13 protein-coding genes are annotated in these 15,879 nt (G+C 62.4%); 3 read left to right on the plus strand and 10 right to left on the minus strand.

Annotation, left to right across the window (positions count from 1 at the left end; translation table 11 throughout):
* Positions 1–46 precede the first annotated feature (46 nt).
* Positions 47–1,075, minus strand: a complete 1,029-nt coding sequence (locus tag Q3A80_RS02435) for a hypothetical protein (protein ID WP_446327506.1) — start codon at positions 1,073–1,075, stop codon at positions 47–49.
* 976 nt (positions 1,076–2,051) lie between these two features.
* Here Q3A80_RS02435 and Q3A80_RS02440 point away from each other — a divergent pair.
* Both Q3A80_RS02440 and Q3A80_RS02445 read left to right on the plus strand, forming a co-directional pair.
* Complete coding sequence (locus Q3A80_RS02440) at positions 2,052–2,885, plus strand: DUF932 domain-containing protein (protein WP_446327507.1); 834 nt, start codon at positions 2,052–2,054, stop codon at positions 2,883–2,885.
* Between the two features lie 140 nt (positions 2,886–3,025).
* Positions 3,026–5,242 carry a ParB N-terminal domain-containing protein gene (locus Q3A80_RS02445; protein WP_446327508.1) on the plus strand — a complete coding sequence of 739 codons (2,217 nt, stop codon included), beginning with the start codon at positions 3,026–3,028 and terminating at the stop codon, positions 5,240–5,242.
* Here Q3A80_RS02445 and Q3A80_RS02450 read toward each other — a convergent pair.
* The 4 genes from Q3A80_RS02450 to Q3A80_RS02465 all read right to left on the minus strand — a co-directional run bounded on the left by Q3A80_RS02450 (position 5,239) and on the right by Q3A80_RS02465 (position 8,003).
* Complete coding sequence (locus Q3A80_RS02450) at positions 5,239–6,042, minus strand: hypothetical protein (RefSeq protein WP_446327509.1); 804 nt, start codon at positions 6,040–6,042, stop codon at positions 5,239–5,241. The two genes, Q3A80_RS02445 and Q3A80_RS02450, sit on opposite strands and share 4 nt — an antisense overlap.
* Positions 6,035–6,739, minus strand: coding sequence for a nucleotide-binding protein (locus Q3A80_RS02455; RefSeq protein WP_446327510.1), 705 nt, complete (start codon positions 6,737–6,739; stop codon positions 6,035–6,037). Before Q3A80_RS02455 ends, Q3A80_RS02450 begins: the two co-directional genes overlap by 8 nt.
* Before the next feature lie 9 nt (positions 6,740–6,748).
* Positions 6,749–7,225, minus strand: a complete 477-nt coding sequence (locus tag Q3A80_RS02460) for a hypothetical protein (protein ID WP_446327511.1) — start codon at positions 7,223–7,225, stop codon at positions 6,749–6,751.
* Positions 7,226–7,571: 346 nt separating this feature from the next.
* The gene (locus Q3A80_RS02465) at positions 7,572–8,003 is read right to left on the minus strand and encodes a hypothetical protein (protein WP_446327512.1); all 432 of its coding nucleotides are present in this window, start codon (positions 8,001–8,003) and stop codon (positions 7,572–7,574) included.
* A gap of 152 nt (positions 8,004–8,155) precedes the next feature.
* Here Q3A80_RS02465 and Q3A80_RS02470 point away from each other — a divergent pair, with 152 nt between their 5' ends.
* Positions 8,156–8,635: a hypothetical protein gene (locus tag Q3A80_RS02470; protein ID WP_446327513.1), complete on the plus strand. Its 480-nt coding sequence runs from the start codon at positions 8,156–8,158 to the stop codon at positions 8,633–8,635.
* A gap of 161 nt (positions 8,636–8,796) precedes the next feature.
* Here the strand turns inward: Q3A80_RS02470 and Q3A80_RS02475 are convergent, their stop codons facing one another.
* From Q3A80_RS02475 to Q3A80_RS02495, 5 genes are all read right to left on the minus strand, one after another.
* Entirely contained in the window at positions 8,797–9,807 is a 1,011-nt protein-coding gene (locus Q3A80_RS02475) for a relaxase/mobilization nuclease domain-containing protein (protein WP_446327514.1), read from the minus strand.
* Positions 9,808–10,353: 546 nt separating this feature from the next.
* Positions 10,354–11,877: an LPD7 domain-containing protein gene (locus Q3A80_RS02480; protein WP_446327515.1), complete on the minus strand. Its 1,524-nt coding sequence runs from the start codon at positions 11,875–11,877 to the stop codon at positions 10,354–10,356.
* Positions 11,878–11,934: 57 nt separating this feature from the next.
* On the minus strand, positions 11,935–13,791 hold the full coding sequence (locus Q3A80_RS02485) for a PriCT-2 domain-containing protein (protein WP_446327516.1): 1,857 nt from the start codon (positions 13,789–13,791) through the stop codon (positions 11,935–11,937).
* A complete protein-coding gene (locus tag Q3A80_RS02490; protein ID WP_446327517.1) occupies positions 13,788–15,503 on the minus strand; it encodes a type IV secretory system conjugative DNA transfer family protein in 1,716 nt (571 codons plus the stop codon). Before Q3A80_RS02490 ends, Q3A80_RS02485 begins: the two co-directional genes overlap by 4 nt.
* Positions 15,500–15,874: a hypothetical protein gene (locus tag Q3A80_RS02495; protein ID WP_446327518.1), complete on the minus strand. Its 375-nt coding sequence runs from the start codon at positions 15,872–15,874 to the stop codon at positions 15,500–15,502. The genes Q3A80_RS02490 and Q3A80_RS02495 overlap by 4 nt, the downstream gene beginning before the upstream one ends.
* Positions 15,875–15,879: the final 5 nt, after the last annotated feature.

Here is a 15,879-nt window from a genome sequence, read left to right on the forward strand (position 1 = left end):
GGACACCGCCTTCAGTCGATGCCATGACGATGCGCGACTATGGTTGCTACTCTTCGATCCGTATCACCTGGCGCCGGAATTTCGGCTCAAGCATCAACTTGTACGTCACATACGTGACGGCCCTGGATGGGTTTCGCGGGTCCTTGCCCTGCTTTTCCACCTTGTCCTGCACCCGCCAGAGACCAAACATAACAACGTCGGCACCCGCCGGAAAGCCCGAAAGCCAGGTCGCGTCCTCGTGGGCCACGCTGACTTCAAACGTTTCCACGCGGTCAGGATCGCCCGTTTTCCGGTAAAGCGGATGGCAGTTCAGAAAGGCATTCTTGAACTTGTCTCCCGGTGACGGGACGTAGTACGAACGCACGGTCGCCGCCAGCACGATCGGGAAGGCGTTCGTCCCGCCCTGCCTCACCAGCTCCCACGCTTCGTCGTACCGCTCACGCTCGAAAAAGAAGACTTTCCATGCGATGCGTCGCGTACCGAAACGCAGAACCAGTTCCGATGCCAGAAACGTATCCGATTCGCATAACGCGCGAAGGGCGACGAGGTCGGCCGTCGTTCGGACGTAACCCGAGAGCTTCTTCTCCGACTGGACAACGTCGATGGTGGCATTGCCGCCCGGCGTCCCGGTACCGATGCCGGGACGGACTGGCGTCGTGCCGGAAAGCCCCTTGCCGCGTAGGCCATTGTGCAGCACGAGCAGCCGCAGTTCGCGTTTACCGGTGTCGAGTGCCTTCACGAAATCCGGATCCGACTGTGCAACGATTGCCGTCAACCGTCCCGGTGCGTCATAGCGGCATCCGGCGACATGCTCGGAATCACTGGTCAGGCCGATGTAGGCGGGCACATCGATTGGCTCGATCCGGTTGGAGTGGTTCTGCTGGTAGCGATGTACGAAACGCACCGCGCATCCGCACGGCGCATGATCGCAGACAAGGTCCGGTACCTCCCGCTGAGCGTCATGGAGTGTCTGCAACGCCTCGACCGTCCAGGCCTTACCCCGGGGGTCGAGCGCCGACCGCATCCTGATTCCCTTTCCCATCGTTCTGAATGATTTGCTGTCAGGTGCAGGCATGTTATCTCATCGCGCTCCCCGTGCGAGCAACGGAAACGGCAATATGATGATGCACGGCGAAGGGAACGTGCGGCGATTCGCAAGCCCAGACAGGGTGAGAGCCCATAGCAGACAGCACAATATGCGGCCCACGCAAACCAGCCCGCAAAGGGATGTGAAATTCAGAGCCAAAACCGGGTGGCGCGCTGGATTTGTGCAGTCCCAGATCGCATTCATCGCGGGAAGCGGATCAGCGAGACAGGCACTCTCCAACGCCCCAACAGGTTCCCCGTCTGACCGCCGCCAGCTTATGTATCTCGCATTGAACTGGCACGGCGGTGCGCGCAGGTGTGAACTGTTGACAACCGTTGCCCGCGATCCGCCGATGGACCGTCTCTCGACAGAATCCGCCATCGGTGCTCCGTCCATACAGACGGATGGACCTGTCATGAATGCGGGTTTCCCGCCTTTCGCGCCTGCGATCTGCGCCGTTGGCAGTTAAACCCTGCGCCGGCCGAGTCGTCCGGGCGCCTCCCGCCGCTCACGCGCCGTGACCGGGCTTTCGCGCTTGCGCGTCGAGCCGCGTCCCGCGTCTCGCCCCTGACGGGCTTCAATCCCTGGCGCGGCAGTCAACCCCGCCCCCTCCTATCCAGGCGTGGCCCTACGGCCACGCAGCCGCGCCGACGGCGCGGTTTCTTCGCCCGGTCAACCCGGAGCATGGCATGCACCCGGCTCCCAGGTTCCCGCCCTTCACCCGCGACCGTAGCCGATAGCGTGCAGGCATCAAGGGGCGAGGGACCGTGTTGCCCGCACCCCTCCCTCGCCATTTTCCTTGACGCCTGCACGCTCTCGGCTCCTCGAGTCGCACGGGCGGGAACCCGGGAACCTGGCGGCAGCAACGCCAACCCCGAGTTCCACCGGGAGGTGTCCAGCCGCAACGGCAAGGCACACATCCCCGCCCGGTTCAGGTCCTCAACCTTGACTGTGGAGAACTTCCATGCAACTCGCTTCCTCTTTCCGTTATGGCTCCCCGATGCTGCGCGCCGACTCGCCCCTGTCGGACGACCAGATTCGCCGCGTTGCCCCGTCCATCTTCGCGGATGGCAAGCACGAAAGCCGCTCTGAACGCTACACCTACATTCCGACCATCGACGTGCTGCGCGGCTTGCGCAACGAAGGTTTCCAGCCGTTCATGGTCTGCCAGACCCGCGTGCGCGATCAGGGCAAGCGTGAATTCACCAAGCATATGCTGCGGCTTCGCCATGTCGAGCAGATTCCCGGCGACGAAGCCAACGAAATCGTGCTTTTGAACTCGCACGACGGCTCGAGCGCGTACCAGATGCTCGCGGGCGTGCTGCGCTTCGTCTGCCAGAACGGCATGGTTGCGGGCGAGAACGTTGCCGATATTCGCGTGCCGCACAAGGGCAACATCGTCCAGAACGTTATCAACGGCGCATTCGATGTGCTCGACGGCTTCGACCTGATCCGCGAGCAGAAGGACGGCATGTGCGCCGCCACACTCGACCGCGACGAGCAGCACGCCTTCGCCCGCTCCGCGCTCGCGCTGCGCTATGACCCGACCGATGCCGAGGCACCGGCCCCCGTTGCCGAAAGCCAGCTACTCGCCCCGCGCCGCTTCGAGGATCGCCGCGATGATCTTTGGACCGTCTTTAACCGAGTGCAGGAAAACCTCACCAAAGGCGGCCTGCATGGACGCTCACGCACGGGCCGCGCGATGTCCACCCGTCCTATCACCGGCATCGACCAGAACGTGAAGCTTAACCGCGCACTGTGGATGCTCGCGGACGCAATGCTCCAGATGAAAGGATAGCGACCTTCGGGGCAGCGCCTGCATGGTCGCCGCGTTGCCCCGGCTTCCAACTTGTTCCGTCAGGATTCCTCACCGGGTCGTAGTCCCGGCGGAACGCGCCTCAGAACGGCCCGGCACGCTTTCCTGTTCAGGAGTCAGTCATGCAAGCTCAAGACATTGAAACGGTCGCCGCAGCAACCGGCACCGACGAATGCACCACGATACTTGAAACGACCTTCGGAGACGAGCAGCCGGTCGTGACCGTGCCGTATTCGTCCCTGTGCCGCTCGCCGTTGAACGCGCGCACGAAGCCGATGACGGACATCGGTTCGCTTGCCGTCAGCATTCGGGCGAAAGGGTTGCTGCAGAATCTCGTCATCCACCCGTTGAAGGGATCGCGCGGCAGGCAGCGCAAATACGGTGTCTGCGCGGGCCAGCGCCGACGGGCCGCGCTTGACCTGCTGTTCGAACGGAAGCACATCGCCGCCGACTATCCGGTGCCCGTGCGGATCGTCAGCGAGGGCGAGGCGCTCGCCATTTCACTGATCGAGAACAGCGAGCGCGAAGGGCTCGACCCGTTCGATGTGCTGCGCGCCTACCGGATGCTGGCCGAGGAAGGCCGCAGCGTCGATTACATCGCCGCGCTCTTTTCCGCCTCGCCGATTACGGTCAAACGGCGCATGAAGCTCGCAAATGTCTCACCCCGATTGCTTGCTCTGCTGCGCGAGGACGCGATCACGCTCGACCAGCTTGCCGCGCTCGCGCTCGCCGACGACCACGAAACGCAGGAGCATATCTGGTTCGATGCGAATGAATGGCAGCGCCAGCCCCACTACCTCCGGCAGGCGATCACGCGCAACGAGACCGACGCGAGTCGCAGCCGTCTCTTGCGCTTCGTCGGTCTCGCCGCCTACGAGGCGGCTGGCGGCCACGTGCGCAAAGACCTCTTCAGCGACGACGAGAACGCGGGCTACATTGCCGACGCCGAACTACTGCAACGCCTCGTTGCGCAGAAGCTCGACGCCGCCGCCGAAGAACTTCGCGCCGAGGGTTGGGCATGGACCGAGACCAGGGTCGAGCGCGACGTGCTGGAACTCAATCGCTACGGCAGACTACGCCCCATACAGCGCCCCTGCTCCGTGGACGAGCAGCGCGAGATGGACGCCCTCACCGCCCAACAGGACGACCTAGCAGCGAAGTTCGACGCGCTGTCGGAGGACGACGAGAACGCCGACGAGGAAGCCGACCGGCTCGATGCGGAAATCGGGCGGATCAATGCTGCGATCATCGCGCTCGAAAGCTGCGCCGTGATGTGGGATGTGCAACAGATGGCCGAGGCTGGCGCATTCGTGATTGTCGGCCCGCAGGGCGAATTGCTGATCGAGCGCGGCCTTGTGCGGCGCGAGAACAGCGCGGCGCTCGACGCGGCGGGCGCAACCGTGACCGGCACCCCGGAAGCCGAAGCAGCCGATACGGAGGGCGCGCCCGCACCCAGGGCCAAGCCGGTCCACAGTGCGGCCCTCTGCCAGCGACTCACCGCGCACCGGGCGGCTGCCCTCCATGCGGAACTGATCGCGCAGCCCGTCGTCGCGCTCGCCGCCCTGCTGCAACGCCTGATCCCGCAGGCGCTGCCCGAGCACGATCCGCACACCTCCGCGCGCGACTGTCTGGCCTTGTCCGGCAAAAACAACCAAGACAACCTGCTGCGCGCGGCAGACGACCTGCCCGCCAGCCCCGCGTGGAACACCATCGAAGCGCAGCGCGCGCGGTGGATGGCCGAACTTCCCGCGAAACAGGCCGACCTGCTGCCGTGGCTAATCCAGCAGGACCCTGGCACAACGCTGCTCGACCTGCTCGCGTTCTGCACCGGCACCCTGCTCGACGGCATCACAGGCGAAGACGCGCCCCATGCGATCAACGCACTCGCGAGCGCGCTGAACCTTGACATGACCCGGTACTGGACGCCGACCCGGGCCGCGTATTTCGATCATGTCAGCAAGGCGCGCATCGCCGAAGTCGTCTCCGCCGCCGTGTCCCCGAAGGTCGCCGGCGACCTCGCCAAAATGAAGAAAGCTGACGCCGCAGCCGCCGCCGAACTGCGGCTCGCAAAAGTCACATGGCTCCCGGAAATCCTCACCAATCGCGATATTCCGGCCATCCCTTCATGGACGATTCGCGACGACCAGGATGAGGACGAAGCCAACAAAGACGAGGCGCAGGACGACGCGAATGCCGACGCAGAACCGGCAGCCAGCAGCGACGGCGAACACATCAACAACACGCCCCGTCCTGCGCAACCGTCGCCTGCCACCGGCAGCGAACAGCGCCCGTGGCCGTTCCCGACAACGGGCAGTGTGAACGCCCCGCACGCTGACTAGCGTGCGGCGTAAACGTCGCAACTCGCCCCGGTCGCGGGGCGAGGCAGACGGCATCCCCTCGCAAGGGTTGCCGTCTGCCAGCCGGAAGTGTGCGATGTCGTCCCCTCCGCCAGACGCGACCCCACCCGCCAGCCCACTGCCCCCGTTGCCACCACCGCCGCCAGCAGCATCAGTCCAAGGACCGCGCCGCCCACCAGCAACCAACGACGCATCGAGCGCGCGAAGTCCTTTTCCACTCGCGACGCCATCGCCTCGACACGCGCCGTCGCGGCCTCAACCGCCTGTTCGAACGCGCGGATCGTGCTATCGAGTCGCTCGCGCTGCGTGCGTGCCGCGACCGCCATCGAGCCAACCATCCGGTTGCCCGCCGTGCGCGCGACCTGATTTGACAGCCGCGCCAACAACGCCGTCAGGGCGGCCTCATTTAGCGCGGCGAGCGTCGCTTGATATCGTGCCTCGTGCTCGTGGAGCATGGTTTCGGCCAACTGGATGGTCGCCTTGCATCGTGCGAGCGCGTCCCGATGCTGCTCTATCAGCGCTTCCGTCGCCCCGCCGACTTCCCGGCGCGCGGTTTCGAGGCTGCCCTCACTCGCCCACCGTATGCGTTCCGGCATCGCTTCATACAGGCGCGCGTAGTATTCGAGGGTGGCGATGACCGACCATAGCGCATCATTGTCTTTCAGGTTCAGGACAGTCGACACCCGACGCATTCGCGCAAGACTGGCCTCGTCAGGCACATCGCCGGATATTTCGTGAAACAGGCCGACGAGCCGGTCGACGGGCTGCGCCCGCTTACTCATGTGCGGCCCCGTCGGCGCTGATCATCCGCGAGAACATCGCATCGCACGCCGCACGCCAGCGCAGCAGTTCCGCCCGCTCACCGATATGCATCGATTCCGCCGCCTGGCGGATCGACATCCGTCGGCTGCGCAGTTCGTCCGCCACGCGATCCGCGAGATCAGGAAAGTCGAGCGAGCGCCCTCTTGCCTCGATGGTCTTGCGCAGCTGCGACGCGTGATACAGCGTGAACTTGTCGGGCGTGCCGAAATAGCCGTTTCTCACGACGTGCGTCACCGCGTCGGGAAAGGTCCGGCTAAAAGCATGCAGTAGTTCCAGACTATCGCGCTGCCGGTTGATCACCCACAGCACGACCAGTTGGCGCCGCAACTCGCCCAGCGTACTGGCAAGCGTCGAGCCGAAGCGAGCGACGCCCGTCTGACTGCGCGCCGCCGTGTTCACGATGATCGCTGCGTCCCGGCGCTCGTCGCAAGCGTTGACTAGACCGATCCACCCGTCTGCTTCGTCCAGGTCATAGGCGATGCAATGGATCTCGTCCTGAACGGACTTCATCACATCGGGATTGGACGTATCGGTTTCCACCAGCGTGACGGGCATGTCCTGCCGCTGCATGTAATCGGCCAGCGCGAGCGAAACAAAGCTTTTGCCCACGCCGCCCTTGCTGCCACCCACCAGATAAATGGGGTAAGTCGTCGCCATGTGAGTCCTCTACAGGTTGTCGGTATCGGGCGTGATCTCGAACGAAAACGCATCCCGAATCACCATTGCCCCCGGCTTGTTGACTGCCCTTCCCCCATCCTGACTCGATTCATTGGTGGCCCCGTCCATGCGCGAGCGGCTTGACACACCGGCCTTTCTGCCGCGAGGCGACGGTGCGCGCGGTGGCGTGGGCGAAGTCGTCTCGATGCGCTTTCCCGCGACATTGGCTGCGCCCTCCTTCGCCGCACGTTGCATCGCATACCGTAACGTGCTCGCGCTGATCTCCACACCGTCCTGAGCCAACTGCGCGACGATCTCGTCCAGCGTGTAGCCTTTGCTTTGCGCCCCTGTGATTTGCGATCGCATCGACTTCACCGCATCGCGGACGTTGACGCGATGCTCATGCGCGGGTTTTTCTGGCAGCGCGTCCAGACGCCGGGCCGCAGCATCCCATTGGGCTTGAGTAAAGCTCTTCACGGCCGGCATGATCCGCCTCAACACACTGCCTTGATGCCATCTTGCAGAGCAGAATCATGGCCGTCAATGCCTGAAAACGGGCGGAATTCGGGACATTGGACCGCGATGGAGCACGGGAGAATTGTCTGGAATCCAAAATTTTTTTACGTTGTCGCGGGCAGCCAACGTCGCCTGTATTGCGCACGAAAACGCGGGGCGATCACGCTTTTCCAACTGAGCCCGCAACCGCGGTCCGTTGACAACCAACCGCGTTTGCAATCCATGTCCCGCGATGATGCGCGGATGATCGCGGGACCTTTTGCAGTCTGCGTGATCACCTCGGTTTTCTTGCGCGGCTCCGTGGTAGTCGACTTGTTTAATCCGCGTTCGTGCTCGCACCCTGCCGCACCAACGCAACCGCTTTCTGCGCGACGCAGGATAGATCCTCTCTCGAATGTCGCGGCGGCCCTGTGACCTTCGCGCTTTTCTGGATCCCGCTATTTGCGGAAACAGAGACAGGTGCGCTCACGCGGTCCGCACGTTTTCTGTCGTACATGGGTTCACCTTGCCGCGCGAAACATGCGGTTTTCTCGCGTTGCCCGGTGGGCCTTTTTGCAGCGGTAGCTCGCCTATCCGTGCAGCCACGGTCCACTGCGCTCATGGGATTTTCGAACAGCGCATTTGAAGAGATAAGAACAAGTGATGGCAGGATAGGCTTGCGCCGGTTTTGGGCACCATTGAACTTTACCGCGACAAGACATTCTCTTTCCACCAACCACGTCACTTTCGAATTCAGCACCTGCAGCATGAGCACGCAGCACCAGGCACTCGGAAATTTTGAATGTCATCACCATGAACGCAAATTATCAATATTCTGTATAACGAGATTGTTGCGTTCACGGAACGGACGTCTATATTTGAAGGAGCGGCAGCCAGCACGTCGCATTTTGCTGCACCCTCATGTCGACCAACGAGGCACCACCGGACCCAGCTCTGGAGGAACATTCCGTGGCATTTCTTAAACTTGCGATCGCATTTGGCACAATCATTGCGACTGCGAAGATCATTCAGCTCTTCGGCCATCACGCTCGACGCCAGTACGGCTACAGTTTTTTCACGGCACGTGGTTTTTGGCTCGCTGCGATCGGCATCAATCTCGTGTGGTGGGGATATTTCGGATGGGGCGCCGCCCTGCTGCGTCATGAACCGACGTGGAGCGGCCTCGTACTCATGGCAATGGGGCTTGCGGCAGTGATCCGGTTGATCTACGAAAACGTTCGGGGTACGGGCGCGTTACACGGCTTCTGCGGATCAGTGCTGCAGTTCATGTTGTTTTTCCCAGTGGCACTCTACGGCGTACCGCTTCTCGCGATCGCGGTGCTGTTTCTGCTCTTTGCGACATTCAAGGCCGGACCGGTATGGTTCGCTGATCGTGAATAAATAGAGCGCCTCAGGACAGCAGTGTCCGATGCACCTGACCATGAGCAATATCCTCACAACCGGTCGAATCACCGTCAGAATAGGTTCAACGGATCATCCCTTGGTTCCACGACTCCAGAAGACCGCGACCATGTTGAACAAAAGACGCCACGCATCGGACATCAACGCTCCACATCCCGAGTCGCGTCGTCTAAACGATCTGAGTCCGGTCCCCGCCAGGTCGGCTGCTCACGTCCATTATCCGGATTGCGCGCTACCACTGGCCGCTCTTGTTGCACCGGCATGGCCCCCACGAAGTACGCCATTTCAACGGCCATCAAGCGATCCTCGCGAACGCGCGATCTTGCCATCGCGTAGGCCATCTCCCGCCACGCGGTGAATATACCGCCCTGTGCGACCCATCGTGCGTCGCGCTGAGCATCGGTCGGCAGCGGTTTCCAGTACCTCGGCGTTTCGCCGCGTGCGACCATATGAACGACAGCCTGCTTCGGATAGCGTTGCGTTATGCCGCGAGCACGCCGAGGCGTCGCATTTGCCTCGACGCCATACTCCCGCAGTTGCTCCGCAAAACGCTCGCGCCATCGCTGCAGGTCCATGTGGCGCGGATTCAGGCCGCGCCCGTTAGGGCCACGTACCTGGACACTCAGATGAACATGCGGATGCGCTTCGTCGTCGTGTGCAGCGAAAACGTACGCACGCCCGTCGCCGAACTCAAGTGCCGCGAAATCGCGCGCCGCATCACGCACGGCTTTTCGATCCGTTCCGGGCGGCATCGACAGCAGGATGTTGAAAGTTTCACGCCGCGTACTGGCCTCCGGGATGCCCCAGCCGCCCAGTTGCCATGTCTTTACGAGATCGCTCAGCGCATCCTTGCCTTCAATACGGTTGCCGTTCTGATCTTCCAGTTCGATCCGGCCGTTACGGGAGATATAGCGCAAATGCTGACGTACTGCTCCCATGCCTTGCGCACTCCCCGCCTTGTTGGTGATCTTGACCATCACCTCCGGGGTACGCCTGAGCGTGCGGGCGACCCGAGCGCGCATGAGGGCGGCGGCGTTGCGAATATCCACATGTGAGAGCCGCGCGGCACGCGCATGTCGTAGTGGCTCCTGAAACAGGCGGTCACCCCAGTTCACGAGCATCGCATCGATGTAGATCCTCGGATATGGCATGTCAGCGGCTCCATCGGTCAAGATTCGCGCGAATGATGACAGCCGCCGTACGCAGGTGTTCATCAACGCGCCTTCGCAACCCTACCCATTCGGACCTCAACTCCCGACGGGCCGGCTCTGCCTCGTCGGCCCGTGCAAGTTGGCCCAACAGACGGCCGATCTCGGCAAGCTGCCGATTTGATACGGATAGGGCATGCAATTCGGGCTCGCCCAACTGCGGCTCTCGGGTCAATTGCGCACGAATTAGTGACACGATCCAGCGATTACCGCGCAGGCCCATTGCCATCGCATGTCGTTCGACAGCACTCCGTTCTGCAATAGTCAGCCGGATTTCGATACGCGTGCGCGGCTCCCCGACCACCGGCCGAGGTAAGCCACACGTGGTCGTGCCAGGTTCCCCGGCCGCATCTTCACGGATAGCGGTTGCAACCAGCTGGCGCACGCCCTCGCCTGCGGTCAAACCGCGGCGCGCACACCAGTCTTCCCAGTGTGACCTGAGTGCACCGAGCTCGACGCACAGACGCTCGCGGCCGACCACGATTCACCTCAGCGAGATGGTGATGGCGGTGACGGTTCGCCAGGCATTCGCTCGATCTCTCGGGTAGGCGTGCGTTCGGAGGTCCGATGCTTGCGACGATTCCGGTCCGATGGCGCGTTCGGATCAAACACCTTCGGCGTCGGTACCGGGATGCCCTCGCGCTGGAACGCGACCAACATGCGCTCCGCACGCTTCTGTACCAGAGCAATGGACCGCTGGCTAAAACCCTGCTCGCGCATAGCTGCCGTCAGCACGGCCAGATGAAGCTCCCGTTCATTTTCTGAATCGAGCGCGCCATAACGTCCTTGAGGCTCTGGCTCCCCAACCGGGGCAACGTGTGAATCCGCAGATCGGGCTTCTTCGCCCGGCGGATTTTCTGATTGCCGCGCGACAGAAACATCACGCCCCCGCTGCGCGACTTCCACCTGCCACGTATTGCGGTAAACGTCTTTCTCGTCTTCGCCAATCACCCGTCCTTCGTCATTCAAAATCGGCACTCGAACCGTGACGAGGCGTTTGCCGAGATTCTCGAGCATCACCTGCTGCCCGATTTGAGCATTCGCTTCACGCACCCCGCGCTCGAGATCGACACCCCACACCACCTGATCGATTCCAGTCTCGTCGCGAAACACGACGTAATACGAGCCGCTGCGCGCCGGATTGTGTTGGTATGGTGCGCCACCATGCTCACGCAGTTCCCCGACGTAGCGCCGTGGACCATCGATCTCGTCGTGTGCAGCGTTCTGGTTTCCCTCGGGAATAGCCGATTCAGAAGGGGCCGGACGGCGTGGTGCAAATGAAGGAGATGGGTTGACGGCCATCCTTGCGTCGACGCGAGGCGCGGATGAAACCATCGTTCGATCATCTAGGCGACCCGGTGCGTCCGCAACAGGCGGTGATCCGGCGTGCGCCGCTACCTCAATGCGATTGTCCAGCCGCGCCTGCCGCGCATCCGCCAGACGCGCCAGATCAGCCGCTTTTGGCTCGTAGCCGCTCACCTCGATTCCAAGCAGCGTGCCTTGCAGCCACGCCTCGCCGCGAAACACCTCGTGCCCCGACACTCGAATGCGCCGCCACGACTTCGCATGCGCCATGTCGATCATGGACTCCACTACGTCCGGGCGGTTGTGCTCGGTAACGAGATACGGCCCCAGATCTTCAAATGCCAGCTGATACGGCGCGTCCTTCAGGAAATACTGGTTGCCGGTCCGCAGGTAGCGCTTGCGTACTCGTTCAGGCGGTTGGTCGAGCGGCGCACTGACTCGATTCGTCTCGTCCGGTATCCCGTTCGGCGACAGAGTCTCGGCATGCTGGGCGACGGTGGCATCATCGCGGATCGCCTTCTCTCGCAATCTAGCCAGGGCAGCGTCGAAGTCCCGTCGGCGTCGAGCCGATACTGCTTCTTTCGCGGCCAGATTCAGCCTCTCATGACGTTCGTCCACCGCAGCTGGACCTACACTGTCGCCCGTTAAATCCTGTTCAATCATGTTGATAACTGGATCGGCTTCATCGGCGGCAATTCTCTGGGCCATGTCACCACCTCGCATTTTCAAGATCGGCATTGCACGTGCGCGCTATGCTGACGAGCCTTATCGGTCGGGCCTCGACCCAGTTTCGCGAGACGCCTCCTGTTCCCGCGACTTTTCGAGCGCGGCGGCCCGCGCCTCCCGAATGCGTGCCCAGGATCTCGCCTGCAACTGATCGAGCATCCCCTCCAGATTGGGGCTGTAATTCAGCTCGCGGGCGGATTTCTTCAGCGAGCCGACCATGCGTTCGAGCAGGTCGCGGGCGCGGTCCCATGGATAGACCTTCGGCTGGGCACCATCGTAACCTACCTGTAACTCGGCCCCGTTCAGCCGCGCGTGTTCGTCCATCCATTTCAGACGCTCGGACACAAACGTCATCTGATCCTTGCGGTGGAACACGACACTACGCGTCGCGACCTCCTGCACCAGATAGTGTTCCGTGTTGAATACCTCGCCGCGATAGAGGCCGCCGTTCTCGCGCGGCGTGGCCATCCTGAGCGGCGAACCGAACCGGTGTTCAGCCAACGCCCTGACCTCGTTCGGAACGTCGCCCACCTCGAACAGCGGTTCGCCTACCGGCGGTCGCGACGATGCAAACCTCGGAGGATCGGCAACCGGAGGGGCAACAGCCGGCGATACAGCAGCAGAAGGATCCGCCGATGGTGGCGCCGAACCGGACGCGCCATCCGCGGCCGGCATATCTGGTGCAGCCTGTTTTGGCGTACTGCGCTTCGAGGACCGGCGACGCGGCGTCCCTTCGTCGTCGGTTAATAGCTTTTCCTTGACGTTGCCCATCTTTTCGCCCTCCTCATGCTGGTCCACCTCAAACACTGTCGTACCGGATACGGTGGAGATATCCGGTTGACCATGCGCCTTCTCAACAAAACGGACCGCGGCGTGCAGGTATGCGTCGACGGCATCAAAACCCGACAACACCGCCATGTCGCTGAAGTCGTTCGGCACGTTGCCGTCGATGCGCGCCTCAGGAGCAAACTTCGGCCAGACCACACGCGCCTGCGCTGCCGCCGCGGCCTGTCGCGCCTGCGTCTCACCGCGGCCTACTTCACCCAGCACGATCAGGTTCGCATCGGGAAATCTTTCACGCAGGCTCTGCGCCACCAGCCTCAGGTTCCCGCTCGACAACGCCGCCACTGCGAACCAGTCCGTCGCACGTGACGCGGACAATGCCGTCGCCATGCCCTCTGCGATCAGAATCTGCGACGATTCGTGTCCGAGAACGAGCGTCGGCGCCGTCATCCAGTAGCCACCCTTTTTCATACCGCCGGCCAGCGACGATTTCCGCCCGTGCTCGTCGATCAGCTCCAGTGTCGAGATGGGCCCGTTCCAGACTGGCAGGATCAGCACGCGCCCCGTCAGCGGTTCCTCCTCGCTGGCCGGCGTATAGCCAAGCAGCGCACGCAGTTCAAGCGCATCCAGCTCACGCAGCGTGACGGTCGGATCAAGATGCTTGCGCACAAGGTAGGGATGCTCCGGACCGACTGGTCTCGCCCACGCCCAGATTGATGCTGCCTCGCGAGCTACTACTGCATGACGCGCCTCTCGCTGCTCCTCCTGCTTTGCGCGCTGCGCCAGCACCTCGGGCGAGGCTGCGAGTATGGCTGTCACACGGTCGGGATAATGCGTTCGCTTCAGGTCAAAGCCATGCTGGCGCGCCTGCCAGAACAACGTGGCAAGCGTCTTGCCACCCGATGCGCTAACCGAGCGCCACGTGGTCCGAGCCGCACGCTCGTTATAGTTGGCGGCCGTCCGGCTCCACGCATCCCACATTTCAAAACCTTCTTCGCCGAAGCCCTGCTTGAGCGCGAACGCCATATCGACCCATATCTCGTAGTCGTCGGCCGGAATCACCGCAAGTGCAGCACGCGCACGGTCTGCATCATGCACTTCAGATGTCGTCATTGCCGGACTCCCATACTGAGTGGGCCGCTCGCGGCTGCATGCCGCGCCGACTCAACAAAATCGAGTTCAGCCACGTCCAGATCGGCCACGCTCAGGTGACGACTTGCCTGGACAACCTTGCTGGCCGGGACGCCCAGCAGCGTGAAATGCCGTTCCACGTAAGCCACGGCGTCCTCCTCACTGATGTCGTTTAGGTTCGGCGGCAGGTCACGTGGATCCCATGCCTGTAATACTTCGAGGTATTCGGGCGGCAGACTGATAAGCCCCGCACCGTCCGGATCGATCTCAGCGGGATGCAGATCGCGCAATCGGCGCTCGACAACCGCACTGAAATAGGCCATGTTCAGGGCCGGCACGGACGGCGCAGTCAGGACGCGCGACGCAAACTCGGGATCGCGCCAGTAGCAGATCTTGTCGGCCAGGATCGGCTTGGTGTTTTCGAGCAAGATGATTTCCTTGTCACGCCCCAGTTCCTTCAGTTCCTGCGGCAACAGCAACGGTCGGCGCTGTTCCGATACGCTTTCGCTCGAGCCACCCCGGCCAAAGAGCGCATTGGAGCGGCTCACACTGCGCGACTGGCCGGTGAACGTACCGAGCATTTCCGAATAGTCGTTCGCGTCCTTCTGCTCGCGCGGTGCATAGATAATCTGCATTGCATGGTTCGTAATGAACGTACGAGCGTCAGCCCGCCCGTACACCGATTCGAGTTGCGCGATCGACTGGACGATCGATAGCAAGCGCAGGTTGTAGCCCGCCATATAAGCGACCGCGCGTGCAATGATTTGGATCTTCCCGATCGAGGTCATCTCATCGAGCAGCAGAAGACACTGGAATTGCAGCGTGGGATCGGCTTCAGGCAGTTGCTTTGTGTTCAGGTTGACGAGTTGCGAGAACACAAGATTGACGAGCAAAGCCGCTTCGGACAGATGGTCGGGTGTAATGCCGATATAAATCGACATGCGACGACGGCGCACGTCGCGCAAATCGAAATCGTTCGCGCTGGTCGCCGCGTCGACGAGCGGATTGGCCCAGATCGTGAGTGGCGCGTTGAACGTCGCCAGCACGCTCGCCAGTACCTTGTCGTCGTTGGACAGAAAGCGATTCAACGCATCGATGCATTGCCCCGAGAGCAGTCCACGGTGTCGGACCAGCGCACGTTGCAAGTAGGCCTTGACCGGCATGCCATTGCCCGACGATTGCCGTAGCACTTCACCCATCGTGACGGGAAAGTCGGGGATCGACGCTCCCTTGCCGGCTCGGCGAGCCTCGCGCCATTCGCACAGCAGGAGCACGATGCCGAGGAACAGATTTCTCGCCTGGTCTTTCCAGAAGTCGTCGTGGCCGCCTGCGGGATACAACGCGTAGCCGATCGCGAGGATGTCGCCCACCCGGAACAATCCATCGGAGATCGCCGACAGCGGGTTGTAGCGATGCGTCCGGCCGTCCTCAGCAAACGGGTTGAACAGGTACACATCCTGCCCATGTGCTCGGCGAAAGCCCGCCGTGGCTGTATAGTTTTCCTGTTTGACGTCGAGCGCGACCACCGAATCGGGAAAGGTGAGCAAATTCGGGATCACCACACCGACGCCTTTGCCCGAGCGGGCCGGCGCCGCGAGCAGCACGAACTGCTGGCCCGCAAACCGCAGGTAGCGACCACGCCAGACGCCAACGACTATCGCCGATGGAACATCCAAGTGGGGGCGCGTCGTCATAGCAGGCCCGCCCGGCGAATTTCCGACTCGCTCGCAAAGCGCGCGCTGCCATAGAGGCAACGTCGGCTCGCACCCGTCCATAGCGCATGCAAAGCAAATCCCGGACCGCCAAAGGACAGGAGCCCGCCTAGGAGCGCCGCCCCCGCCAACTGGCGACCGATGTTCGGCATCGCCCCATCTCGCCAGGCCAACGCCGCATCGGGCCAGCCCCACAGCCCAGCGTGCAGCGGATTGATTCGCAGACTGGCATACAGGAAGAACGACGCGAGCCAGAGCGACGCAGCGATTCCCCCCATCAGGCAAGCCAGCACCGCCACCGTCACGGCTGCCGTCCGGATATGCTCAAGCAAAGGGGGAGCGATATGGTCCATATTCG

It is taken from the genome of Burkholderia sp. SR8 (genome assembly GCF_052851275.1).